The organism is Pseudomonas sp. D2002, from assembly GCF_013385735.1.
Lineage (GTDB): Bacteria > Pseudomonadota > Gammaproteobacteria > Pseudomonadales > Pseudomonadaceae > Aquipseudomonas.
Window position 1 is genome coordinate 146133 of sequence record NZ_JACAPL010000015.1, and the last position, 23512, is coordinate 169644.

Consider the following 23512-nt stretch of genomic DNA (forward strand, 5'->3'; position numbering starts at 1 on the left):
ACGATCAAGCCAACTCAGTTTCGACGGCTTTTGCAGCGGTCAACTGCCGCATCTGCTCACAGCCCCACAACACCCGCTCCGGCGTCGCCGGCGCATCAATCTTCGGCTGATGGCGATAGTCACCCAAACTCGCCACTGCATCCTTGATCGCGCACCACGAGGCAATCCCGAGCATGAACGGCGGCTCACCCACGGCCTTGGAATGGAACACCGTGTCTTCCGGGTTCTTGCGGTTTTCCACCAGCTTCACGCGCAAATCCAGCGGCATGTCGGCCACGGCCGGGATCTTGTAGCTGGCCGGGCCGTTGGTCATCAGCTTGCCTTTGTTGTTCCACACCAGCTCTTCCATGGTCAGCCAGCCCATGCCCTGGATAAACCCGCCTTCCACCTGGCCGATGTCGATGGCCGGGTTCAGCGAGGCGCCCACATCGTGAAGGATGTCGGTGCGCAGCATCTTGTATTCACCGGTCAAGGTGTCGACGATCACTTCGCAGCAGGCCGCGCCGAACGCGAAGTAATAGAACGGCCGACCGCGCGCCTGGCTGCGGTCGTAGAAGATTTTCGGGGTCTTGTAGAAGCCGGTGCTCGACAGCGAGACCTGGGCGAAATACGCCTGCTGGATCAACGCTTCAAAGGTCAGGATCTGGTCACGCACGCGCACATGGCCGTTGTGGAATTCCACATCCGCTTCGCTCACGTCGTACTTGCGCGCGGCAAATTCCACCAGGCGTTGCTTGATGGTTTCGGCAGCGTTCTGCGCGGCTTTGCCGTTCAGGTCGGCACCGCTGGACGCGGCGGTCGGCGAAGTGTTGGGCACCTTGTCGGTGTTGGTGGCGGTGATTTGCACGCGGTCGATTTCAACCTGGAACACTTCGGCCACCACCTGCGCGACCTTGGTGTTCAAGCCCTGGCCCATCTCGGTGCCGCCGTGGTTCAGGTGGATGCTGCCGTCGGTGTAGATGTGGATCAGCGCGCCGGCCTGGTTAAGAAAGCTCGCCGTGAACGAGATGCCGAACTTCACCGGTGTCAGCGCCAGGCCTTTTTTCAGGATCGGGCTGTGGGCGTTGTACAGGCGAATCGCTTCGCGGCGCTCGGCGTATTGGCTGCTGGCCTCAAGTTCAGCGGTCATCTCTTCGAGCATGTTGTGCTCGACGGTCTGGTAGTAGTGGGTGACGTTGCGCTCGGTCTTGCCGTAGTAATTGGCCTTGCGCACGGCCAGCGGGTCGAGGGCCAGATGGCGGGCGATGTCGTCCATCACTTCTTCGATGGCGACCATGCCTTGCGGGCCGCCAAAGCCGCGATAGGCGGTGTTGGAGGCGGTGTTGGTCTTGCAGCGATGGCCGTTGACCGTGGCGTCGCCCAGGTAATACGAGTTGTCAGCGTGGAACATGGCGCGGTCGACAATCGAGTTGGACAGGTCCGGCGAGCAGCCGCAGTTACCCGCCAGCTCCAGGTTGATCCCGTGCAGACGGCCGCTGTCGTCGAAGCCCACGTCGTATTCGATATAGAAGGGGTGGCGCTTGCCGGTCATCAGCATGTCTTCGACGCGCGGCAGGCGCATTTTGGTCGGCTGGCCGGTGAGGCGCGCCACCACCGCACACAGGCACGCCGGGCTGGCGGCCTGGGTTTCCTTGCCGCCGAAACCACCGCCCATGCGGCGCATGTCGACCACGATTTTGTTCATCGACACGTCGAGCACTTCGGCCACCAGCTTCTGCACCTCGGTGGGGTTCTGCGTGGAGCAGTAGACGATCATGCCGCCGTCTTCGGTGGGCATTACCGAGGAAATCTGGGTCTCCAGGTAGAAGTGTTCCTGGCCGCCGATGTGCAGCGTGCCCTGGATACGGTTTTTCGCCGTGGCCAGCGCGCCTGCCGAATCACCGCGCTGGTGGGTGTGGCTGTCGAGCACGAAGTGTTTTTTACGAAACGCTTCGACCACGTCCAGCACCGGTTCGAGATCTTCGTATTCGATCACCGCCGCCATGGCGGCCTTGCGCGCGGTTTCCAGGTCGCGGGCGGCCACGGCCAGCACCACCTGGCCGACGAACTGCACGGTGTCGATGGCCAGCAGCGGGTCGCCCGGCATCAGCGGGCCGATGTCTTTCAGGCCCGGCACATCTTCGTGAGTGATGACGATACGCACGCCGTCAAAGGCGTAGCAGGGCGCGGTGTCGATGCTGAGGATTTTCGCGTGGGCGCGGTCGGACATGCGCGCATACAGGTGCAATTGATTGGGGAATTCCAGGCGGTCATCGATGTACTGCGCCTCGCCGCTGACGTGCTTGGCGGCGCTGTCATGCTTGACGCTGCGCCCGACTCCGGAAGTCAGGTCCTGGGCGAACAGCTCGGCGAGCTCAGCCTGGGTTTTAACGACGGCGTGATGGTTAGACATAAGCGGTCACCCGAGTCTCGATGTGCGGCGTTTGCAGTTCGATGAAGTATTTGCGCAGCAGGTTCTGTGCGCTGAGCAGGCGGTATTCCTTGCTGGCGCGGAAGTCCGACAGCGGGGTGAAATCCTCGGCCAGGGCGGCGCAGGCTTTCTCCACCGTGGCGGCATTCCAGGTGGCGCCGACCAATACGGCTTCGCAGCTTTTCGCGCGTTTGGGCGTGGCTGCCATGCCGCCGAAGGCGACGCGGGCGTCGCTGATGACGCCGTTCTCGATCTTCAGGTTGAAGGCGGCGCACACCGCGGAAATGTCATCGTCCAGGCGCTTGGACACCTTGTAGGCGCGGAACAGTGTGTGGCCCTTGGGCACGATGATTTTCTCGATGAACTCGCTGTCCTGGCGCGCGGTGACGCGGTAGTCGATGAAGTAATCTTCCAGCGCCAGGGTGCGGCGGGTGTTGCCCTTGCACAGTACGATCTGCGCGCCGAGGGCGATCAATAGTGGCGGTGAATCGCCAATCGGCGAGGCGTTGCCGATGTTGCCGCCCAAGGTGCCCTGGTTGCGGATTTGCAGCGAGGCGAAGCGGTGCAGCAAATCGCCGAAGTCCGGGTATTCGTGATGCAGCGCGCCGTAGCAGTCGGACAGGGCAGTGGCGGCGCCGATTTCCAGGCGGTCGTCGAAGTCGTCGATGCGCTTCATTTCTTCAATGTTGCCGACGTAGATCATCACCGGCAGCGTGCGATGGAACTGCGTGACTTCCAGCGCCAGGTCGGTGCCGCCAGCCAGCAGGCGGGCTTGCGGGTAGGCGTCGTAGAGGTCGGCGAGGTCGGCGACGGTCAGCGGCACCAGGCAGCGTTTGTCGCCACTGTTGAGTTCGCCGGTTTGCGTTGGCGCAATGGCGTTGAGGCGGGCGATGGTCTCGGCCTGGCGGCTGTCGAACTGGTCCACAGGTTTATTGCAGCAAGCCTGTTCGGCTGCGGCGAGGATCGGGCGGTAGCCGGTGCAACGGCACAGGTTGCCGGCCAGGGCTTCGTGGGCCTTTTGGCTGTCGGGGGCGTCGCTGTTCTTTTGCAGGGCGAACAGCGACATGACAAAACCCGGTGTGCAAAAGCCGCATTGCGAGCCGTGGCACTCGACCATGGCCTGTTGCACGCTGTGCAGTTGGCCTTGGTGCTTGAGGTCTTCGACGCTGATCAGTTGCTTGCCGTGCAGTGACGACACAAAGGTCAGGCACGAGTTGAGGCTGCGATAACGAATCTGCTGCGCGCCTTGATCGTCGGTGTGCAACTCGCCGACGACCACGGTGCACGCGCCGCAGTCGCCGCTGGCGCAGCCTTCCTTGGTGCCGGATTTGCCCAGGTGCTCACGCAAATAGTTGAGCACGGTCAGGTTGGGGTCCAGGGCGTGCTCACTACGGAGTTCCTGGTTAAGTAAAAACTGGATCACGGAAGGCCTCGCAGACTCATTATTGTTGTTAACCGCTTTGCGCCGAATCTAGTCATGTCTGACTTTTCGGTCAACGATTTTCTGACCAGAAGGTCAAGAAACTGCGATTACAACACTTTCAATTATGGTCCAGTCTTCTGAGACCGGCGTTTTTCGGGGCTTCTGGCTTTTAATCATTGCTTATTTCATGCCAAATTCGCGCTTGTGGGCGTAGCGCCATCAGCCAACCAATGCGCTACACTGCCGCGCTTGTACCGATAGAAGATTTTGAAGGGAAAACATGACGTTCAAGGCGCCGGACAGTCTCGCCGAGCAAATCGCTCACCACCTCGCCGAACGTATCATTCGCGGCGATCTCAAGCCTGGGGAGCGGATCCAGGAACAGAAGGTCACGCTGGCGCTCAATGTCAGCCGTGGTTCCGTGCGTGAAGCTTTATTGATCCTCGAACGCCGCCACCTGATCGCGATCCTGCCGCGCCGTGGCGCCCACGTCACCGAACTCACCGCGCACAAGGTGCAGAGCCTGTGCACGTTGATGGGCGAGTTGTACATCCTGCTCGGTAATGCCGTGGCTGAAGGCTGGCAGGTACAGGCTGACATGGCGCCGTTCCTGCAGATCCAGCAGCGTTTGGTCAGCAGTTTCGAGCGCCAGGACATCCGCGCCTTTGTCGAAGAAAGCTTCAATGTGATGCGCGCCGCGTACCCGTTCGCCAACAACCCGTATTTGCAGGAAACCGTCGAGAACCTGCAGCCGGCGATGAACCGCGCCTATTACCTGGCGCTGGATCAACGCAAGGCGTCCATGAGCGAGTACCTGGCGCTGTTCGAGCAACTGCTCGCCGCCGTGCTGGCGCGTGACCTGGCGCAGATTCGCCAGGTGCTCTCGGCTTACGGCCAGCGCAGTTGCTCGCTGGTCATCGCTGCATTGGCGGACGCCTAAGCGTGCGGCTCAAGTGCATCAAACTGGCGGGGTTCAAATCCTTCGTCGACCCGACCACGGTGAACTTCCCCAGTAACATGGCGGCAGTGGTGGGGCCCAATGGCTGCGGCAAGTCGAACATCATCGACGCCGTACGCTGGGTGATGGGCGAGAGCTCGGCAAAAAACCTGCGCGGCGAGTCGATGACCGACGTCATCTTCAACGGCTCCACCAGCCGTAAGCCCGTGAGCCAGGCCAGCATCGAACTGGTGTTCGACAACTCCGACGGCACCCTCGTGGGCGAATACGCGGCCTACGCGGAAATTTCCATTCGCCGCAAGGTGACCCGCGACAGCCAGAACAGTTACTTCCTCAACGGCACCAAGTGCCGGCGTCGGGACATTACCGATATCTTCCTCGGCACCGGCCTGGGCCCGCGCAGCTATTCGATCATCGAACAGGGCATGATCTCCAAGCTGATCGAAGCCAAGCCCGAAGACCTGCGTAACTTTATCGAGGAAGCGGCGGGCATCTCCAAATACAAGGAGCGCCGCCGCGAGACCGAAAACCGTATCCGCCGCACCCACGAAAACCTCGCTCGCCTCACCGACCTGCGCGAAGAGCTGGAACGCCAGTTGGAACGCCTGCACCGCCAGGCCCAGGCGGCCGAGAAGTATCAGGAGTACAAAGGCGAAGAGCGCCAGCTCAAGGCGCAACTCTCGGCCTTGCGCTGGCAGGCGCTGAATGATCAGGTCGGCCAGCGCGAAGCGATCATCGGTACCCAGGAAATCAGTTTTGAAGCGCTGGTGGCCGAGCAGCGTAACGCCGATGCCAGTATCGAACGCCTGCGTGACGGCCACCATGACCTCTCCGAACGCTTCAACTTGGTGCAGGGGCGCTTCTATTCGGTGGGCGGCGATATCGCCCGCGTGGAGCAGAGCATCCAGCACGGCCAGCAGCGCCTGCGCCAGTTGCAGGAGGATTTAAAGGAAGCCGAACGCGCGCGCCTGGAAACCGAATCGCACCTGGGCCATGACCGCACCTTGCTGCTGACGTTGGGCGAAGAGCTGGACATGCTCACCCCCGAGCAGGAAATCACCAGTGCTGCCGCCGAAGAAGCCGCCGCGGCCCTGGAAGAAGCCGAAACCACCATGCACGGCTGGCAGGAGCAGTGGGACGCCTTCAACCTGCAATCTGCCGAGCCGCGCCGCCAGGCTGAGGTGCAGCAGTCGCGCATCCAGCAGCTGGAAACCAGCATGGAACGTCTGGCCGAGCGCCAGCGCCGCATGCAGGAGGAGCGGGCGTTGCTCGCCGCCGACCCGGAAGACGCGGCGATCATGGAGCTGAGCGAGCAACTGGCCGAAAGCGAGATGACGCTGGAAGAGCTGGAAGCCAGCGAAGAACAACAAGTGGAGCGCCTGGAGCAATTGCGTCAGCAACTGCAACAGGCGACCCAGGCGCAGCAGCAGGCCCAGGGCGATTTGCAGCGGCTGAACGGCCGATTGGCCTCCCTGGAAGCCTTGCAGCAAGCCGCGTTGGACCCTGGCACCGGCACTGCCGAGTGGCTGCGCGACCAGCATTTGGCCGAGCGCCCGCGCCTGGCGGAAGGGTTAAAAGTTGAAGCGGGTTGGGAGCTGGCGGTCGAGACTGTTTTAGGCGCCGACCTGCAGGCTGTGCTGGTGGATGATTTTGGCGGTTTCGACCTGGCCGGTTTCACCCAGGGCGATCTGCGTTTGCTCAGCCCTGCGGCTGACGGCACGCGAGTGCCGGGCAGTTTGCTGGATAAAGTTGAGGCGGCGATTGATCTTTGGCCATGGCTGGGTCAGGTCAAAACGGTGGAGTCGCTGGAGCAAGCCTTGGCCCAACGCGGTCAGCTGGCGGCCGGCGAAAGCCTGATCAGCCGTGATGGCTATTGGGTGGGTCGGCACTTCCTGCGCGTACGCCGTGCCAGCGAAGCGGAAAGCGGCGTATTGGCCCGTGGCCAGGAAATCGTCAACCTGACTGCCGAACGCGAAGAGCGCGAAGCCACCCTGGAAAGCCTGGAAAACGAACTGCAAACCCTGCGCGCCACCCAGCGCCAGCAAGAGACCGGCCGCGAACACTTGCGCCGCCTGTTGCAGGACGAAGCGCGCCAGCAAGGCGAACTCAAGGCCCAGCTGTCGGCGAGCAAGGCCAAGGTCGAGCAACTGACCTTGCGCCGTACTCGCCTCGACGAGGAAGTGGCCGAGATGGGCGAACAACGCGCCCTCGAACACGAACAGATCGGCGAAGCGCGCCTGCAGTTGCAGGAAGCCCTCGACAGCATGGCGCTCGACACCGAGCAGCGCGAGCTGCTGCTGGCCCAGCGTGACAGCCTGCGCGAACGCCTCGACCGTGTGCGCCAGGAAGCCCGCCAGCACAAGGACCACGCCCACCAATTGGCGGTGCGCCTCGGTTCGCTGCAGGCTCAGCACACGTCCACGCGCCAGGCCCTTGAGCGCCTGGAAATGCAGTCCGAACGCCTGACCGAAAAACGCGAGCAATTGAGCCTCAATCTGGAGGAGGGCGAAGCGCCGCTGGAAGAGCTGCGCCTCAAGCTCGAAGAGTTGCTCGACAAGCGCATGACCGTCGATGAAGAACTCAAGACCGCGCAGATCGCCCTGGAAGACGCCGACCGCGAGTTGCGCGATGCGGAAAAACGCCGCACCCAGGCCGAGCAGCAATCCCAGCTGATTCGCGGCCAGCTCGAACAACAACGCATGGAATGGCAAGCCCTGACCGTGCGCCGCAAGACCCTGCAAGACCAGTTGCTGGAAGACGGCTACGACCTGCACGGCGTGCTTAATACGCTGACCGCCCAGGCCAACGAGAAAGACGCCGAAGAAGAACTTGAGCGTATTGCTGCACGCATTCAACGCCTCGGCGCGATCAACCTCGCGGCCATCGACGAGTACCAGCAGCAGTCCGAGCGCAAACGTTATCTGGACGCCCAGGACGCCGACTTGGTGGAAGCCCTGGATACGCTGGAAAACGTGATCCGCAAGATCGACAAGGAAACCCGTAATCGCTTCAAAGATACCTTTGATCAGATTAATGGCGGTTTACAGGCGTTATTCCCGAAAGTTTTCGGTGGCGGCAGCGCCTACTTGGAACTGACGGGCGAAGATCTACTCGATACAGGGGTGACGATCATGGCGCGGCCTCCGGGCAAGAAGAACAGCACCATCCATTTGTTGTCCGGTGGCGAGAAGGCACTGACGGCATTGGCCCTGGTATTTGCGATCTTCAAGTTGAACCCGGCGCCGTTTTGCATGCTCGACGAAGTTGACGCCCCGCTGGATGACGCTAACGTTGGACGCTACGCTCGGTTGGTTAAAGAGATGTCCCAGACGGTGCAGTTCATCTATATCACCCACAACAAGATCGCCATGGAGATGGCCGATCAACTGATGGGGGTGACGATGCACGAACCGGGCTGTTCGCGTTTGGTGGCGGTGGATGTCGAAGAGGCGATGGCGATGGTGGAATCTTGAGTCGCGCCATTAGAGAAATTTTTTAGCACGCTGTAGGCGGGTTTACCGGTCTGGCGAAAGTGGCAAATGGACATATTTGTTCAAGCCATTTTGACAGACGGTGTAAAGTTATCTTTGGTCGTGCTAGTTTAATGTCAATTTTTCGTATGCGTGGGCAAAACGTCAGTCAGAACATAGAGTTGGCGCCACGTTTTAAAGCGGTTTGCACGGTGCTAAACCCCTTATTTTTCAGCATTTTTTATTAGAGGCACGGGATTACATGGAAATCGGTCTGCGCGAGTGGCTGATCGTCATCGGCATTATTGTCATTGCCGGTATTCTTTTTGATGGCTGGCGCCGCATGCGCGGTGGCAAGGGCAAGCTTAAATTCCGTCTGGACCGCAACCTGTCCAACTTGCCCGACGACGACGGCAGCGCCGAGCTGCTGGGGCCGCCTCGTGTGCTGGACACCCATAAAGAGCCGCAACTGGACGAACACGACTTGCCGTCGATGAGCGCGCCGGTGCGTGAGGCCCGTGAACCCTCTTCCAAGCGCGGCAAACGCGGCAGCGCTGCCGTGGCCGAGCCGCATCAGGGCGACCTGAACCTCGACGTCGATGATGGCCCGAGCTTCAGCAGCCGTGATGATGACTTCCCTGACGAAACCCCGACCAAAAGCGCGCCACGCCAATCGGTCAACGATCAGCCGGCCGCCGAAGAAGTCCTGGTGATCAGCGTGATCTGCCGTGACGCTGCCGGCTTCAAAGGCCCGGCGCTGCTGCAGAACATCCTCGAAAGCGGCCTGCGCTTTGGCGAGATGGATATTTTTCACCGCCACGAAAGCATGGCCGGTAACGGCGAAGTGCTGTTCTCGATGGCCAACGCGGTCAAGCCGGGCACCTTTGATCTGGACGATATCGACCTGTTCAGCACCCCGGCGGTGAGCTTCTTCCTCGGCTTGCCAGGCCCGCGTCACCCGAAACAAGCGTTCGACGTGATGGTGGCCGCAGCCCGCAAGCTGTCGCAGGAACTCAACGGCGAGCTCAAGGACGACCAACGCAGCGTCCTGACCGCCCAGACCATCGAACACTACCGTCAGCGCATCGTCGAGTTCGAGCGTCGCGCCCTGACACAGAAACGCTGAGGATTGGACTTCAGCGTTGTCAGTAGAATAAGCGCACTAACATATTGAGCAGCTTCGGCTGCTCTTTTGCTTTCTGAGAGAACACCCATGACCGCCGCCCACACCCGCATCCTCGAATTGCGCGCTGAACTGGATCAGCACAATTACCGTTACCACGTCCTCGACGAGCCGAGCATTCCGGACGCCGAGTACGACCGGCTGTTCCACGAGCTCAAGGCCCTGGAGGCCGAGCACCCGGAACTGGTGACGCGTGATTCACCGACGCAGCGGGTCGGCAGTGCGGCGTTGTCGGCGTTCACTCAGGTGAAGCACGACATTCCGATGCTCAGCCTCGGCAACGCCTTTGATGAAACCACCATGCTCGAGTTTGATCGCCGGGTTACCGAAGGCCTCGACCTGCCGGTGGGCGATCTGTTTGGCGGTGGCGCGGCGGTGGAATACAGCTGCGAGCCCAAGCTCGATGGCCTGGCGGTCAGCCTGCTGTATCAGGACGGCGAGCTGGTGCGCGGCGCCACCCGAGGCGACGGCACCACCGGCGAAGACATCAGTGTCAATGTGCGCACCGTGCGCAATATTCCGCTGAAGTTGCACGGCAGCGGCTGGTCGGCGAGCCTGGAAGTGCGCGGCGAAGTGTTTATGTCCAAGGCCGGTTTCGAGCGTTTGAATGCCTCGCAACTGGAAGTCGGCGGCAAGACCTTCGCCAACCCGCGCAACGCCGCGGCCGGCAGCTTACGTCAGTTGGACTCGAAGATTACCGCCAGCCGCCCGCTGGAATTCTGCTGCTACGGTGTGACCACCGACATCAGTGATACCCATATCGGCAACCTGCAACAACTGAAGAAATGGGGCATGCCGATCAGCCATGAGCTGAAACTGGCCAAGGGCATTCAGGATTGCCTGGATTACTACCGCGATATCGGCGAGCGGCGTAACAGCCTGCCGTATGAAATCGACGGCGTGGTGTTCAAGGTCAACAGCATTGCCTCGCAGCGTGAACTGGGCTTCCGTGCCCGTGAGCCGCGCTGGGCCATTGCGCATAAATTCCCGGCCATGGAAGAGCTGACCGAACTGCTTGACGTGGAATTCCAGGTCGGCCGCACCGGCGCCGTCACGCCAGTGGCGCGTTTGAAACCGGTCAAGGTGGCGGGCGTTACCGTGTCCAACGCCACGCTGCATAACATGGACGAAGTCGCGCGCCTGGGCTTGATGATCGGCGACACCGTGATCATCCGCCGCGCCGGTGATGTGATCCCGCAAGTCGTGTCGGTGGTCTCCGAGCGGCGCCCGGAACACGCCCGCGCGGTGCAAATCCCTGAAAGCTGCCCGGTGTGCGGCTCGCATGTCGAGCGCACGCAACTGGTCAAGCGCAGCAAGGGCAAGGAAACCGTCAGCGAAGGCGCGGTGTACCGCTGCGTCGGGCGCCTGGCGTGTGGCGCGCAGCTCAAGCAGGCGATTATTCACTTCGTCTCGCGCCGCGCCATGGACATCGACGGCCTGGGCGACAAGACCATCGAGCAACTGGTGGATGAAAAACTCATCGGTTCGCCGGCCGACCTCTACAAGCTCAAGTACGAGCAGGTTATCGACCTGGAAGGCTTTGCCGATATTTCCAGCAAGAAGCTGATCACCGCCATCGAAAACAGCAAGACGCCGACCCTGGCGCGCTTCATCTACGCGTTGGGCATTCCCGACGTGGGCGAGGAGACCGCCAAGGTGCTGGCGCGCTCGCTGGCGTCCCTGGAGCGTGTGCAGAAGGCCTTGCCGGAAGTGCTGACGTACTTGCCGGACGTCGGCCTGGAAGTGGCGCACGAGATTCACAGCTTCTTTGAGGACAGCCATAACCAGGACGTGATTGGCGCGCTGTTGTCGCCGGACGAATGCGCCCTGCAATTGCAGGATCAGGGCGACCTGAGCGCCGAGTTCGCCGCCAGCACCACGTTGGGCGGTTTGCTCGACAAGCTGCACGTGCCGAGTGTTGGCCCCGGCGCCGCGCAGAAACTTGCGGACAAGTTCGGCACCCTGGAAGGCGTGATCAAGGCCGACTGGCTGGACATGCGCCAGGCGCTGCCCGAGAAGCAGGCCAAGGCCGTGCGCGACTTCTTCGATAACCCCCACAACGCCAACCACGCCCTGGCCATTGAGCAGCAGCTCAAGGACTTCGGCATGCACTGGCAGAGCGAGAAGAAGGTGGTCGAAGGCTTGCCGGAGGCTGGGCATACCTGGGTGCTGACGGGCTCCCTGGAGCTGATGAGCCGCGATGTGGCCAAGGAGAAGCTCGAAAGCCTGGGCGCCAAGGTGGCGGGTTCGGTGTCGGCAAAAACCCACTGCGTGGTGGCGGGGCCGGGCGCCGGTTCGAAATTGGCCAAGGCGACCGAACTCGGTTTGAAGGTGCTGGACGAAGAAGCCTTCGTTGCGTTCCTCGCCAAGCACAACATCACCGTCTGACTGATCGTTCCCACGCTCAGCGTGGGAATGCACCCTGTGACGCTCCGCGTCACGACGTTCAAGAGCGGACGCAGAGCGTCCAGTGCGGCATTCCCACGCAGAGCGTGGGAACGATCTTCAGTGGGAGATGATCTAGTCTTGGTCATCCAGGGAGAGATCGCCATGTTTCGCTACTTCGAGCAACTGAGTTCGCGCATCGCCGCACCGTTCATGGCCGAAACCTCGCGTAACAGCAAGGTGTGGCAATGCCGTTGCGGCCAATCGCTGTTCTTTCGCAACAGCCAGTGCCTGGCGTGCCAGGCGCTGCTGGGCTATCAGCCGCAGCAAAGCCGCCTGTCCTCCCTTCAGCCTGGGCCTGTCGCCGATACGTGGCTGGCAGACGACAACCTCGCCGCCGGCGCCTTCCGTCGCTGTGCCAACCTCGACACTCCGGCAGCCTGCAACTGGCTGATTCCTGCCCACAGCACCGCACCGTTGTGCGTGGCCTGCAGCCTCAATCGCACCATTCCCGATCTGTCCGTGCCGGAAAACCCCGAGCGCTGGCGCAAAGTGGAAACCGCCAAGCGTCGGCTGGTGGCGCAACTGATCAGCCTGGGCTTGCAAGTGGTGCCCAAAAGCGTCGATGAAGACACCGGCCTGGCCTTTGATTTCGTCGGCATCGACCTGGAGGGCAACGCGCCCACCACCGGCCACGCCAATGGCCTGATCACCCTGGACATCAAGGAGGCCGACGACGCCCATCGCGAAAAGATCCGTGTACAGATGCGCGAGCCTTATCGCACGTTGCTCGGCCACTTTCGCCATGAAGTCGGTCATTACTATTGGGACCGGTTGATCGCCAACAGCCATTGGCTCGAACCCTTTCGCACCCTGTTCGGCGACGAACGCGCCAGCTATGCCGATGCGCTCGAGCAGCATTACCAGAACGGCCCGCGACCCGACTGGCAGCAAGCCTGCGTCAGCGCCTACGCGACCATGCACCCTTGGGAAGACTGGGCCGAAACCTGGGCTCACTACCTGCACATGATGGACGCCGTCGACACCGCCTTGGGTTTTGGCATGAGCGCCCGCGAGATGGACCTGGATTATCAGCCGTTTCCGCTCACCACGCTCTACGACCCCGAACACCCTGGCGGTGCGGCGTTCCTGTCATTCGTCAACGCCTGGATCGAACTGGCCGGCATGCTCAACGAGCTGTCGCGCAGCATGGGCCAGCCGGATTTCTATCCCTTCGTGTTACCGCCGGCGGTGATTGCCAAGCTGCACTTCATACACCTGGTCATTCAGGAAGAGGGCGGCAGGGCCGACGAGGTACTACAGGCCCAGTGATCAAAATGTGGGAGCTGGCTTGCCCGCGATGCAAGCGCTTCGGTGTGACAGGTACACCTCGGTGACGCAATCGCAGGCAAGCCAGCTCCCACATTTGAAAGAGGGTGAATCCGACACTATGGCAAGTACTTGAACCCCTTGGCTTTTTAATCCGGCACCAACGGTTGTAACTTCCGATGAGATCGGTACAATGGCCCCGCTTGCCGAGAGGCCAGCGTCGTTATGGTGACCCCATCGGTCCCCCCGCAACGATTACCCGTGAACCTGGTCAGAGCCGGAAGGCAGCAGCCACAGCGGGAACATTGTGTGCCGGGGTGTGGCTGGTGGGGTTGCCTCCATAACGCTCTTCCGAAGTAACCCTCAAATCCCAAATTTTTTACGTTTTTGCCGACAATCAATGTCTGCGAAGCGATTTCTGCTGCGCGCTCAACCGCATTACGGGCGGTACTTGGGAAATGCCTTTATCACCGGCACGATTTCATGGCCTATTTCCGTGGTGCTTTCCCAGCGCTCCTCCGGTGTCTGTGACTTGGCCGCTACGTTTCTGGCGAAGTGAAAAATGATGATCTGGCCCGTGCCGCTGTCGCGGTAATACTTGAAGAAGCTGTACTCAGAGAAATGTCCGTCTTTGCGCAGCGACGAGGGGAAGAACAGCATCAGATACAGGATCCCGGTCTTGTTGTCCGTCGTCAGGACCGCCGGCATGTCCGGGTTTTCCTGCTGGTGCAACTGGACAGTGCGTTGACCCAGGTCCAGCGGTTCGATGCGTTTATCGCCCAAAGGGACGACAGTGAAGTCCAGCATTTCAGTCCATGCATCGACGCTTTCGTGTTCCGGGAAATATTCCCACAAGCCATTTTTCTGGTATTTCAGGACAAATGTCTTGCCGTTAAATACCACCGACTTGGTTTCGGCGATGGAGGCGCGTGAAAGGTCTGGGGCGACAGCAGTCGAGGACGATGCGCAGCCGGACAACAGAGCCACGACCGACAAAATAAGTAGAGAGGCTTTCATTTCAATCCTTGAGTGTTTTAGAGGCTCCTTGCGCAGCCACAATAGTGCAATTGGCGGCTGAATACTCGCAAGGTCTTGGCAGCACGCGTCCTGCAAAGATACTGGGTTGTGAGCGCTCTTGAGCGTTTCACAACGCCCCGTCTCGTGGCTGGACAAAACGGGACGGGCTGCTAGCTTCATTGATACACGTGAGCCGGTGCTGGAGTAGTGAAGAAGTGATGGCACTCCGTTGATCAACAAGGATGATTGCCATGACCAGCCTTCAAGCATTACCCAGTGTTATCAGTGCCTCTGTCGGCACCGCAGACAAGGCCCGCAATGTGCCTGCCGATGTTCAACACATTCAACGTCTGTTTAATCTGATTGCGCCCAAATCTGTTTCACCCTTGGTGGTGGACGGCAAGTGCGGCCCGTTGTTGGTCCAGCGCATCCTCGACTATCAGTTGAACCATCTTAAGGTGGCCAAGCCGGACGGGGTGATTGACCCGGGAGGGCGGACGTTCAACAGCCTGGTTGAGGAAGCGCGCAAGGCCGTTGCTCAAGTCAATAACGCGACCGGTGTAAAAGTCGAGCAGACCCCAGAGCGCGCTCCGGCACCGATCCAGGCAGCAGTGGACAAACAGAAGTTGGTCACCCAGGCCACCTGCGACGGTAACGTCACGTTGACCGAAGCGGACTTTCAGAATGCCGCCACCCAATTGGGCGGTGCTGTTGCGATGAATATCATCAAGGCTTTCGCCATCGTCGAGTCCGGTGGGCGTTCCGGGTTCGGGCCGGCAAAAATGCCGGTGATTGCTTACGAAGGGCACATTTTCCGCAAGCACACTCAACGAAAGTACGACGCGGCCTATCCCTTATTGTCTTACCCCTACAAAGAAAAGGCCGGCCCGCAGTGGCGGGCCAATAACAAGGACCAGGCGAAGGCGTGGCAGACGCTGGTCGCCGCGTTTAACCTCAACCCGGAGGCGGCGTTGCTGTCGGCGTCCTACGGCATGTTTCAAATCATGGGCTTCAATTTCGCCAACTGCGGCTACAAGACCGTGTACGATTTCGTCGCCGCGATGAAGCTCAATGCCGGCCAGCAATTGATGGCGTTCGTCGGTTTTTGCCGCAAGAACCCGACACTGCTCAATGCCATGAAGAAAAAGGATTATGTGGGCATGGCCAGCATCTATAACGGCAGCGACTATGGTGATTACGACAAGCGCATCCAGAAAGCCTTCGAGGCGCTGGAAAAGAAAAAATAGCCGCGCATGACGGCTATTTCACAACATTCCAAACGCCCTCTGGACAACCCAAAACCATATTGTTAGTTTCCGCCGGCCACTTGTTTCAATTTATGACAAGTGTGCCGGCTTGATACTGAAGTGCTATCACTTCTTTAACTAACAAGGATGTCTGTGATGAAAAGCCTGCCAGGGTTGCCCCGTCTTATCAGTGCTTCGGTCGGCGCGCCAGGTAAAGCGCGCAACTTGCCTGCCGATGTTCAGTGCATCCAGTATCTTTTCAATTTGATCATTCCCAAGATGGGGTTTGCGCTGGCCGAAAACGGCAAGTGTGACGGCCAGTTGGTGCAGTGCATCAGCCAGTATCAGTTTCGCCATCTCAAGTATGCGCACCCTGATGGCGTGATCGACCCAACTGGTCGGACCTTCAATAGCCTGATCGAAGAAGCGGTGAAGGTGCCCGTAAAGGCCTTCCCGACCATGCGCATTCCCAGTTTTCTGAATGTCTTCGGCAATAACAACGGCGACGCGGTGCAGGCCACGGTCAATGTGTACCTGGACCGCATGCGTGCGATGGTCGAGGCCGAGCGGCGTAACCGGCAATTGATGCTCCAGGCCACGTGCGACGGCGGCATGACGCTCACCGACACCGACTTCCAGAACGCCGCTACCCAGTTGGGCAGCGGCATCTCGGTGAATATCATCAAGGCCTTCGCCACTGTCGAGTCCGGCGGGCGTTCCGGTTTCGGGCCGGCCAAGTTGCCAGTGATCGCCTTTGAAGGGCACCTGTTTCGCAAATACACCAAGCACATTTATGACCAGGCGCATCCACTGCTGTCCTACCCCTATGTGCGAAAAGCCGGGCCGCAGTGGCAGGTCAACAACAAGGACCAGACCAAGGCCTGGGAAACCATGGCCACCGCGTTTGCTCTGGACCAGGAAGCGGCGTTGATGTCGGCGTCCTGGGGTATGTTCCAGATCATGGGGTTCAACTTCACCTCCTGTGGTTACAAGACCGTGTTTGAATTCGCGGCGGCATTAAAGATTAATGCCGGCAACCAACTAAAGGCCTTCATCGGCTTCTGCAGCCAGAGCCCGGCGTTGATCAAAGCCATGAAAAATAAAGATTATGTCGCCATGGCGCGCAACTATAACGGCGAGGATTACGGCGACTATGACCGTCGTATCAAGAAGGCCTACGAAGCATTGGAAGGGAAAAAATAAGATGACGCGTTTTCTGGCAGCAGGTGTTTTGTCGTTGTGCGCTATCGCGCCTGCATTTGCGGGCGAAACAGCCTTGCATTCAGGCAAATACGAAGGGCTGATGCTGGCGGTCACGCCTGAGCATCAGGTCGAAGGTTATTACGCGGAAGAATTGGGCGAGGGCGTGACGCGCAGCTGTGCGTTCTACCTGCAAGGCAAGCCCGAAGCCCTTACCACCTGGCTTGACGAGGCCTACCCCGGCAGCGTGGCGGCTTCGTCCGATGGCGTGACGCTCACCGTAGAAAAGGGCCGCCAGCATCCTGGCTGCCTGAGCGTGCTGATGCCGGAAATTGCCACGGGCCTGGAGCTGACCCAGACTGCCAATACGCAGTGGATCGGCCTGGTGACGGTGTCGGCCGACAAGGCTTACTTGCTCGAAGAGCCGGGCACCGATGCAGCCAAGCGCCCGTATATCGTCAAGGATGATGTGGTGGGCGTACTGGCATTCAAGGAGGGTTGGGCCCACGTTGAGTTCACCAACGCCAAGGACCATACGTACACCGGCTGGATCAGCCAGGACGAATACAGCCGGCTGTCTGCGCCGAAAAACTGAGCCGCGACAGCTGCCTGTCGGGCCTGATCACTGCGCAGATCCGAGCCCATTCGCTACGCCGCAACGTGTCATGCACGCTGCGGCGTTTTTTATGCCTGGGTTCAGGCTTTATCGCGATTGAACAACTTGCGGATCAGGGCGAACAGCGCCACCACACCGACCACCAGAAACTTCTTCGCTGCCAGCAGGAATATGCCGATCTTGGCAAACAACCCGGCCTTGGCGGCTATCCCGCCAGCAACCAGGGCAGCCAGGCCGTAAGTGGCCAGTTTGTCGGTCTTTGGGTTGAAGTCCGTGTACAGGTTGCCGTCGGTAAAGTTGGTAAAGGCCAGGACCTTGGGCATTTCCTGCTTGATGGTGGCGAGGTCGGCCATGGCGGCGACGGCGTTGAGCTCCAGCACGCCTTCGCGGCCCAGTACGCGGATGCTGTAGTTGAGGGTGGTCTGCTGGGCGTCGTCGGCTTTGAGTTCGCGTGCCCAATACATCTTGTGGGTGGTGTCGTCGTAGTGCGGCGGCTCGGCCCAGCCCAGCAGGTGCAGGCCGGCGTAGCCTTGTTTCTGGCGCTGTTTGTTGTCTTCTTCGTCTTCTTCCTGCATCTGCTTGAGCAGTTCGGCATAGTCGATTTTCGCCGCATCCTCGTCGGAAACATGCCCGTCAGCCTTGTAGCTGACAATCACACCCCAGCCGCTTTGCGACAACGGGCTCACCGCTTTCGGCACGATCATGCCCAAGGTCTTGAAGCCGGGAGGGTTGCCCCAGCCATCGGTCAGCAAGCGCTCGGTGTCCGACGGGTCGAGGTAGTAGAACTCATCGTTGAGCTTGAGCGTGGCGATGCCGCTCGGCAGGGTGACCGTGCCGGTCTTCTGCTTGAGTGAGGCTAGGAAGTGTTCGGCCGTTTCGGCGGGGGCGCTGGCTTCAGCAGGAGCCGGTGCGGGTGCAGCAAAAACGGGTGCGGCAGACAGGCTCAGGGCGGCCGCCGCCATCAACGCGCGGATGTAATTCATGGTAGTCCCTTACATTTTGAATTAATTTCGCGGGAGAATATCTGAAATTTGCCCAACGAGTTAGCCAAAAGTCTCCCGCAGCAGCCCGGCAAACGCATCCCGCGCCAGGTGCCGTTGGGTGTCCTTGTGCCAGAACAGCAGGTTGTCCACCGCCTGCAGTTCCTCAAACCGGTAAGACGCCAGCTGATTGGCCTGCTCATAGCGGGCCAGAATGCCTTCCGGCGCCAACGCCACGCCAATGCCCGCGCTGACACAACCGATGATCGTGCCCCAGCTGGCATAGCTGGCGATGCTTGGCTTGAAGTCGTGGGGCTTGACCCAGTGTTCCAGCGCGGCGCGATACGGGCAGCCGGGTGGCCACACCAGCAAGGTGCGCCCGGCCAGGTCTTCGGCGCTGTTGATTGGGGCGCTGGAGGCGCTGGCGATCAGCACCAGGCGTTCGCTGTAGACCACGCTGTGTTCGAGCTTGGCGCGTTTGCCTCCGGCCGCCACCAGTGCCACGTCGAGACGATGGTGTTGCAGATCATCGAGCAGCTCGGCCCAGGCACCGGTGACCAGTTCCAGGCTGACATCGGGATAGCGCCGGTGATATTCCGCCAGCAGCGGCGGCAGACGGCCGCTGGCGCTGGACTCCACGGCGCCGATGCGCAAGGTGCCGCGGGGAATCGCATTGGCATCCACTGCGCGTTTGGACTCGTCGACCAGCGCCAGGATGCGCTCGCAGTAATCCAGGAAAATCTCACCGGCTGCGCTGATCGCCAGCCCGCGCCCGGCACGAATAAACAGCGGCGTGCCCAACTCGCTTTCCAACTGCTTGATACGCGTGGTGATGTTGGACGGCACGCAGTGCAATTGCAGGGCGGCCTGGGCCACGCTGCCGGTTTGCGCCACGGCTCGCACCATTTTCAGTTGGGCCAGTTCCATTGCTCAGTTCCAGTGATTTCAGAAGTCAGAAACGCTTAATTGTCCTGCGCCTTGCCTGGGCCAAGACTGACGGCATTCCTACTCAGTTGCCGGACGCCGTCGATGAATACCCCGTCACCCGTAAAGATTACGCTAGTCATCGCCAGCGTCATCCTCTGTTGGGCCTATTCGCCGATTGGCGTGCACATCGGGCTGCACAGCTACAGCCCCGGCCAGCTGGCGCTGCTGCGCTTTCTGATTGCGTCGGTATTCATGGGCGGCGTGGCGCTGATGGTGGGCATTGGCCGGCCGCGTTGGCGCGATCTGCCGTGGCTGCTGGTGCTGGGTTTTTTCGGCGTGTTCCTGCACCACACCAGCCTCAATTACGGGCAGCAATGGGTGACGGCGGCGGCGTCGAGTGTGCTGGCGCAGTCGGCGCCGCTGTTCAGTGTGTTGATCGCGTTTTTCTGCTTGAAGGAGCGCGTCAGTGCCTGGCGCTGGAGTTGCGTGTTACTGGGGTTGCTCGGCGTGCTGGTGGTGATCTGGGGCGATCATGGCGTGGGGGACATCGACCCGCGCGGGTTGCTGATCCTGGTGGCGGCGGTGTCGTGGAGCATTTATTTCGCGATCCAGAAACACTACGCCCACCGTTACAGCCCGCTGACGATGGCGTGCTACATGGTGTGGGCGGGCACTTTGATGCTGTGCGTGAACTTGCCAGGCCTGGCCGATGCCGTCGGGCAGGCGCCGCTGGCGGAAAACCTGGCGGTGCTGATCCTCGGCATTTTCCCCAGCGCCTTGGCGTACCTCGCCTGGGCCTATGTGTTGAAACATGTCGAGGTCAGCCGCGCGTCGGTGGCGATGTACTTGATTCCGCCGGTGGCCATGTTGCTGGCGGCGACGCTGCTGGGCGAGCACATTGCCGTGCAGGTGATGCTGGGCGGTGTGATCGTGCTGGCCAGCGTGGCGGCGATCAGCCTGGAGGGGCGCTGGCGGTCAGTCGCTCAGGCTGAAGGCGCGCAGCCGGGGGCCATCGAGGTCCTCGGCAACAAAGGTGTAGCCGAAGTCGAGGGTGGTCGGTGACTGGATGATCGTGGCGCCGCGCGCGACCCACTGATCATGCAGGGCATCGACGGCAGCCTGGTCGGGCAACGAAAACCCAACCTCGCCACCGCCGCCGGTGAGGCGCGCCGCCGGTTCCACGGTGTGCCGCGACCACAAGCCCAGCTTCACGCCGTTGTCGAGGATGAACAGCGCAAAGGTCGGGTTCAGCTCCACCGGTGGCGTGTCCAGCAGGCGGCTATAGAAGTTGGCGCTGGTGGCCGGGCTGTCGACGTAGAGCAGGAAATAATGGGCGACGGTGTGCATGGTGGCTCCTTGAGAGCGGGCGGTTAAGTGGGCCCAGTCTATAAGGCAGTCCTGTCAGTTCTTGTCAGGAGTGTGCAGGGTTTGCGCCTCCTCACCGGTGTACAGCTTGATGATGTCATTGATCTCCCCCGACATTTTCATCCGCAGCAGTGTGCGCAAGATCTGCTGCACCGGCACATTCGGGTCGTTGCGCACGATGCAGCCCAGGCTTTGCTCGTCGATGATCGCGACCTTCTGCAAGCGCTGGTTGGGTGGCAGGTTCAGGTTGAAGCGGTCCAGTATCCATTCGTTGATGACCGCATATTCAAAGCGCCCGGCCACCAGCTTGAGCAGCACCAACTCTTCGCTGCGTGAGTCGTCGCGGGTCAGTTGGCCGCTGGCGAACAGTGGCTCAAGGGCCGCATAGCGGTAATTGAGTACAGTGCCGATCGACTGGGCGGGCAGAGTGCCCACTTGCACGGTGTGCGGCGCGGTGTGGGTGCTGGCCAGCACGTTACGCTGCACCATCAGCGGCACGCTCCAGATGTAGTCGCCGGACAGGTTGTCGACCCAGGCCTGGGCCACATAGCAACGCACATCAATGTCGCCGTGCGCCATGGCATTGGCGATGCGCGCCCGTGCCAGCACGTGGAACTCGGCGGGGCGCCCGACCTGGGTGGCCAGGCTCAGCATCAAGTCATACAAAATGCCCTGGGTGGGCCGGTTGCCCTCCAGCTGGGCCATGGGCATGCCCCAGCTGTCGGAAACCGAGAAGCGCAACGGCGCGGGTGCCGCGAGGCTGGCAAGCGAAATCATCCATAAGGCGCCCAGGACTACGCGCATACACTCTCCGGTTTCAGGCCTTTGCGGGGCCATTGCACAGAGCTTAGTCAGATTAGACGAGCGTGCCGGATGCAATTTCCCCCTTGCTCCGCTAGCATTACCGGCTTCCGCTTCCCAGTTGCGACGGTTTTCGATGAGTTATCAGGTTCTTGCACGTAAATGGCGTCCGCGCTCGTTCCGCGAAATGGTCGGCCAGACCCATGTGCTCAAGGCTCTGATCAATGCCTTGGACAGCCAACGGCTGCACCACGCCTACCTGTTCACCGGTACACGCGGGGTGGGCAAGACCACCATTGCGCGCATCATCGCCAAATGCCTGAACTGTGAAACAGGTATCACCTCGACGCCTTGCGGCACCTGCTCGGTGTGCAAGGAAATCGACGAAGGGCGTTTCGTCGACCTGATCGAGATCGACGCCGCGAGCCGCACCAAGGTCGAAGACACCCGCGAACTGCTCGATAACGTGCAGTACGCGCCGAGCCGTGGGCGCTTCAAGGTCTACCTGATCGACGAAGTGCACATGCTGTCCAGCCATTCCTTCAACGCCTTGTTGAAAACCCTGGAAGAGCCGCCGCCCTACGTCAAATTCATCCTGGCCACCACCGATCCGCAGAAACTTCCTGCAACGATTTTGTCGCGGTGCCTGCAGTTCTCCCTGAAGAACATGACCCCTGAGCGCGTGGTCGAGCATTTGACCCATGTGCTGGGTGTTGAGAACGTGCCGTTCGAAGACGACGCCCTGTGGCTGCTTGGCCGCGCTGCCGATGGTTCGATGCGCGATGCCATGAGCCTCACCGACCAGGCCATCGCCTTTGGTGAAGGCAAGGTCATGGCCGCCGACGTGCGCGCCATGCTCGGCACCCTCGACCACGGCCAGGTGTTTGATGTGCTGCACGCGCTGATCGAAGGCGACGCCAAGGCGTTGCTCGAAGCCGTGCGCCACTTGTCGGAGCAAGGCCCGGACTGGAACGGCGTGCTCTCGGAAATCCTTAACGTATTGCACCGCGTTGCCATCGCCCAGGCCTTGCCTGAAGGCGTCGACAACGGCCATGGCGACCGCGACCGCGTGTTGGCGCTGGCCCAGGCATTGCCGGCCGAAGATGTGCAGTTCTACTACCAGATGGGCCTGATCGGGCGCCGGGACTTGCCCCTCGCACCGGACCCGCGCGGCGGCTTTGAAATGGTCCTGCTGCGGATGCTGGCCTTCCGGCCCGCCGACTCGGCAGACGCGCCGAGACAGCCGCTAAAGCCAGTGGGGATCAGCCAGGCCACAGTTGATTCCGCCAAACCAGTGGCTGGCGCGGCCGTAGTCGCGCCAGTAGTGGCTGCGCCTGCGCCGGTTACCCCGGCCCCCGCGCCGGTGGTCGCCGCGCCGGTGGTTGAACCTGAGCCGGTGATCGAGCCTGCGCCTGCGCCCGCCCCGGTGGTCGACCTGCCCTGGAACGACGCGGTGGACGCCGAGCCTGAAGTCGAACTGCAGCCTGCCGTAGAGCCCGTCCTGGAAACCAGTGGCGAGCAGCCTGAACTGACGCCGATGCCTACGCCGACGCCCGACAGCGCAGTGCCGGACGCGCCCGAGTGGGTCTCAGCGCCGGTGCCGGAGCCGACCGTTGCCCAGGTCGAAGCCGCTACGCCAGGCATCGACCTCGACGACGAACCGCCGTTGGACGAAGACTATATCGAGCCGGACATGGATTCGGCCTACAGCTACCTGGACGAGCTGGCCAGCGAACACACCGCCGAGCCGGCACCCGAGCCCGAAGCGGAACCCGCTGCGGCCCCGGCCACCGGGTTGGCATTGCAATGGCTGGAATTGTTTCCGAAGTTGCCGATCTCCGGCATGACCGGCAGCATCGCCGCCAACTGCACGCTGATTTCTATCGAGGGCGACCACTGGCTGTTGCACCTGGACCCGGCCCACAGCGCCTTGTTCAACGCGACCCAGCAACGCCGGCTCAACGATGCGCTGAACCAGTACCATGAGCGCACGCTGACCATCGCCATCGAGTTGATCAAGCCCGAGCAGGAAACCCCGGCCCAGGCCGCCACCCGTCGGCGCCTGAACCGCCAGCGTGACGCAGAAAGCTCGATCCACGCAGATCCGCTCATCCAGCAAATGATGCAACAGTTCGGCGCCGTCGTGCGCCACGATACTATTGAACCTGTCGACGCCCCGGTGCCCCAAGCGTCATAACACC

At 61.0% G+C, this 23512-nt stretch carries 17 protein-coding genes and 1 other RNA gene; 11 read left to right on the forward strand and 7 right to left on the reverse strand.

The genetic code is table 11. The features are described from left to right. Positions 1-4: 4 nt before the first annotated feature. Together xdhB and xdhA are read right to left on the reverse strand one after the other, a co-directional pair. Entirely contained in the window at positions 5-2392 is a 2388-nt protein-coding gene (gene xdhB, locus HX783_RS25825; protein WP_177018738.1) for a xanthine dehydrogenase molybdopterin binding subunit, read from the reverse strand. Then, positions 2385-3833 carry a xanthine dehydrogenase small subunit gene (gene xdhA / locus HX783_RS25830; RefSeq protein WP_177018739.1) on the reverse strand — a complete coding sequence of 483 codons (1449 nt, stop codon included), beginning with the start codon at positions 3831-3833 and terminating at the stop codon, positions 2385-2387. The genes xdhB and xdhA overlap by 8 nt, the downstream gene beginning before the upstream one ends. Before the next feature lie 280 nt (positions 3834-4113). Between xdhA and HX783_RS25835 the strand changes: the two genes are divergently transcribed. The 6 genes from HX783_RS25835 to ffs all read left to right on the forward strand — a co-directional run bounded on the left by HX783_RS25835 (position 4114) and on the right by ffs (position 13490). Then, positions 4114-4773 (forward strand): GntR family transcriptional regulator, encoded by a 660-nt coding sequence (locus HX783_RS25835; RefSeq protein WP_177018740.1) that lies wholly within the window; start codon positions 4114-4116, stop codon positions 4771-4773. A 2-nt stretch (positions 4774-4775) separates the two neighbouring features. Next, a complete protein-coding gene (smc, locus tag HX783_RS25840; protein ID WP_177018741.1) occupies positions 4776-8264 on the forward strand; it encodes a chromosome segregation protein SMC in 3489 nt (1162 codons plus the stop codon). A gap of 259 nt (positions 8265-8523) precedes the next feature. Then, entirely contained in the window at positions 8524-9387 is an 864-nt protein-coding gene (gene zipA / locus HX783_RS25845; RefSeq protein WP_034119293.1) for a cell division protein ZipA, read from the forward strand. An 87-nt stretch (positions 9388-9474) separates the two neighbouring features. Continuing rightward, positions 9475-11832 (forward strand): NAD-dependent DNA ligase LigA, encoded by a 2358-nt coding sequence (gene ligA, locus HX783_RS25850; RefSeq protein ID WP_177018742.1) that lies wholly within the window; start codon positions 9475-9477, stop codon positions 11830-11832. Between the two features lie 162 nt (positions 11833-11994). Next, on the forward strand, positions 11995-13161 hold the full coding sequence (locus HX783_RS25855) for a putative zinc-binding metallopeptidase (RefSeq protein WP_177018743.1): 1167 nt from the start codon (positions 11995-11997) through the stop codon (positions 13159-13161). A gap of 232 nt (positions 13162-13393) precedes the next feature. Continuing rightward, positions 13394-13490, forward strand: an RNA gene (gene ffs / locus HX783_RS25860) — signal recognition particle sRNA small type. A gap of 106 nt (positions 13491-13596) precedes the next feature. Here the strand turns inward: ffs and HX783_RS25865 are convergent. Further along, positions 13597-14175, reverse strand: coding sequence for a hypothetical protein (locus HX783_RS25865; RefSeq protein ID WP_159958896.1), 579 nt, complete (start codon positions 14173-14175; stop codon positions 13597-13599). A 251-nt stretch (positions 14176-14426) separates the two neighbouring features. On the opposite strand from HX783_RS25865, the gene HX783_RS25870 reads away from it, so the two are divergent. From HX783_RS25870 to HX783_RS25880, 3 genes are all read left to right on the forward strand, one after another. Then, a complete protein-coding gene (locus tag HX783_RS25870; RefSeq protein ID WP_177018744.1) occupies positions 14427-15422 on the forward strand; it encodes an N-acetylmuramidase family protein in 996 nt (331 codons plus the stop codon). Positions 15423-15578: 156 nt separating this feature from the next. Next, complete coding sequence (locus HX783_RS25875) at positions 15579-16625, forward strand: N-acetylmuramidase family protein (protein ID WP_177018745.1); 1047 nt, start codon at positions 15579-15581, stop codon at positions 16623-16625. Between the two features lies 1 nt (position 16626). After that, on the forward strand, positions 16627-17217 hold the full coding sequence (locus HX783_RS25880; protein ID WP_177018746.1) for a hypothetical protein: 591 nt from the start codon (positions 16627-16629) through the stop codon (positions 17215-17217). Between the two features lie 101 nt (positions 17218-17318). On the opposite strand, the gene HX783_RS25885 is transcribed toward HX783_RS25880, so the two are convergent. Together HX783_RS25885 and HX783_RS25890 are read right to left on the reverse strand one after the other, a co-directional pair. Continuing rightward, positions 17319-18221: a DUF2167 domain-containing protein gene (locus HX783_RS25885; RefSeq protein WP_177018747.1), complete on the reverse strand. Its 903-nt coding sequence runs from the start codon at positions 18219-18221 to the stop codon at positions 17319-17321. A 60-nt stretch (positions 18222-18281) separates the two neighbouring features. Next, on the reverse strand, positions 18282-19145 hold the full coding sequence (locus tag HX783_RS25890; protein ID WP_177018748.1) for a LysR family transcriptional regulator: 864 nt from the start codon (positions 19143-19145) through the stop codon (positions 18282-18284). Between the two features lie 102 nt (positions 19146-19247). Here HX783_RS25890 and HX783_RS25895 point away from each other — a divergent pair, with 102 nt between their 5' ends. After that, positions 19248-20207 (forward strand): DMT family transporter, encoded by a 960-nt coding sequence (locus HX783_RS25895; protein WP_177018749.1) that lies wholly within the window; start codon positions 19248-19250, stop codon positions 20205-20207. Here the strand turns inward: HX783_RS25895 and HX783_RS25900 are convergent. Then, positions 20121-20492 (reverse strand): VOC family protein, encoded by a 372-nt coding sequence (locus HX783_RS25900; protein WP_177018750.1) that lies wholly within the window; start codon positions 20490-20492, stop codon positions 20121-20123. The genes HX783_RS25895 and HX783_RS25900 overlap by 87 nt on opposite strands. 54 nt (positions 20493-20546) lie before the next feature. Next, positions 20547-21314 (reverse strand): ABC transporter substrate-binding protein, encoded by a 768-nt coding sequence (locus HX783_RS25905; RefSeq protein WP_177018751.1) that lies wholly within the window; start codon positions 21312-21314, stop codon positions 20547-20549. A gap of 133 nt (positions 21315-21447) precedes the next feature. Between HX783_RS25905 and dnaX the strand changes: the two genes are divergently transcribed. Beyond that, on the forward strand, positions 21448-23508 hold the full coding sequence (gene dnaX, locus HX783_RS25910) for a DNA polymerase III subunit gamma/tau (protein WP_177018752.1): 2061 nt from the start codon (positions 21448-21450) through the stop codon (positions 23506-23508). The last annotated feature ends 4 nt before the right edge of the window (positions 23509-23512 follow it).

Bases quoted from the DNA above. Each gene is read 5' to 3' on its own strand.
- HX783_RS25880 (WP_177018746.1), top strand. From the start codon at position 16,627: ATGACGCGTTTTCTGGCAGCAGGTGTTTTGTCGTTGTGCGCTATCGCG.
- HX783_RS25890 (WP_177018748.1), bottom strand. From the start codon at position 19,145: ATGGAACTGGCCCAACTGAAAATGGTGCGAGCCGTGGCGCAAACCGGC.
- dnaX (WP_177018752.1), top strand. From the start codon at position 21,448: ATGAGTTATCAGGTTCTTGCACGTAAATGGCGTCCGCGCTCGTTCCGC.
- HX783_RS25900 (WP_177018750.1), bottom strand. From the start codon at position 20,492: ATGCACACCGTCGCCCATTATTTCCTGCTCTACGTCGACAGCCCGGCC.
- HX783_RS25905 (WP_177018751.1), bottom strand. From the start codon at position 21,314: ATGCGCGTAGTCCTGGGCGCCTTATGGATGATTTCGCTTGCCAGCCTC.
- zipA (WP_034119293.1), top strand. From the start codon at position 8,524: ATGGAAATCGGTCTGCGCGAGTGGCTGATCGTCATCGGCATTATTGTC.
- HX783_RS25835 (WP_177018740.1), top strand. From the start codon at position 4,114: ATGACGTTCAAGGCGCCGGACAGTCTCGCCGAGCAAATCGCTCACCAC.
- HX783_RS25895 (WP_177018749.1), top strand. From the start codon at position 19,248: ATGAATACCCCGTCACCCGTAAAGATTACGCTAGTCATCGCCAGCGTC.
- ligA (WP_177018742.1), top strand. From the start codon at position 9,475: ATGACCGCCGCCCACACCCGCATCCTCGAATTGCGCGCTGAACTGGAT.
- HX783_RS25875 (WP_177018745.1), top strand. From the start codon at position 15,579: ATGAAAAGCCTGCCAGGGTTGCCCCGTCTTATCAGTGCTTCGGTCGGC.
- HX783_RS25885 (WP_177018747.1), bottom strand. From the start codon at position 18,221: ATGAATTACATCCGCGCGTTGATGGCGGCGGCCGCCCTGAGCCTGTCT.
- HX783_RS25870 (WP_177018744.1), top strand. From the start codon at position 14,427: ATGACCAGCCTTCAAGCATTACCCAGTGTTATCAGTGCCTCTGTCGGC.
- HX783_RS25855 (WP_177018743.1), top strand. From the start codon at position 11,995: ATGTTTCGCTACTTCGAGCAACTGAGTTCGCGCATCGCCGCACCGTTC.
- xdhB (WP_177018738.1), bottom strand. From the start codon at position 2,392: ATGTCTAACCATCACGCCGTCGTTAAAACCCAGGCTGAGCTCGCCGAG.
- HX783_RS25865 (WP_159958896.1), bottom strand. From the start codon at position 14,175: ATGAAAGCCTCTCTACTTATTTTGTCGGTCGTGGCTCTGTTGTCCGGC.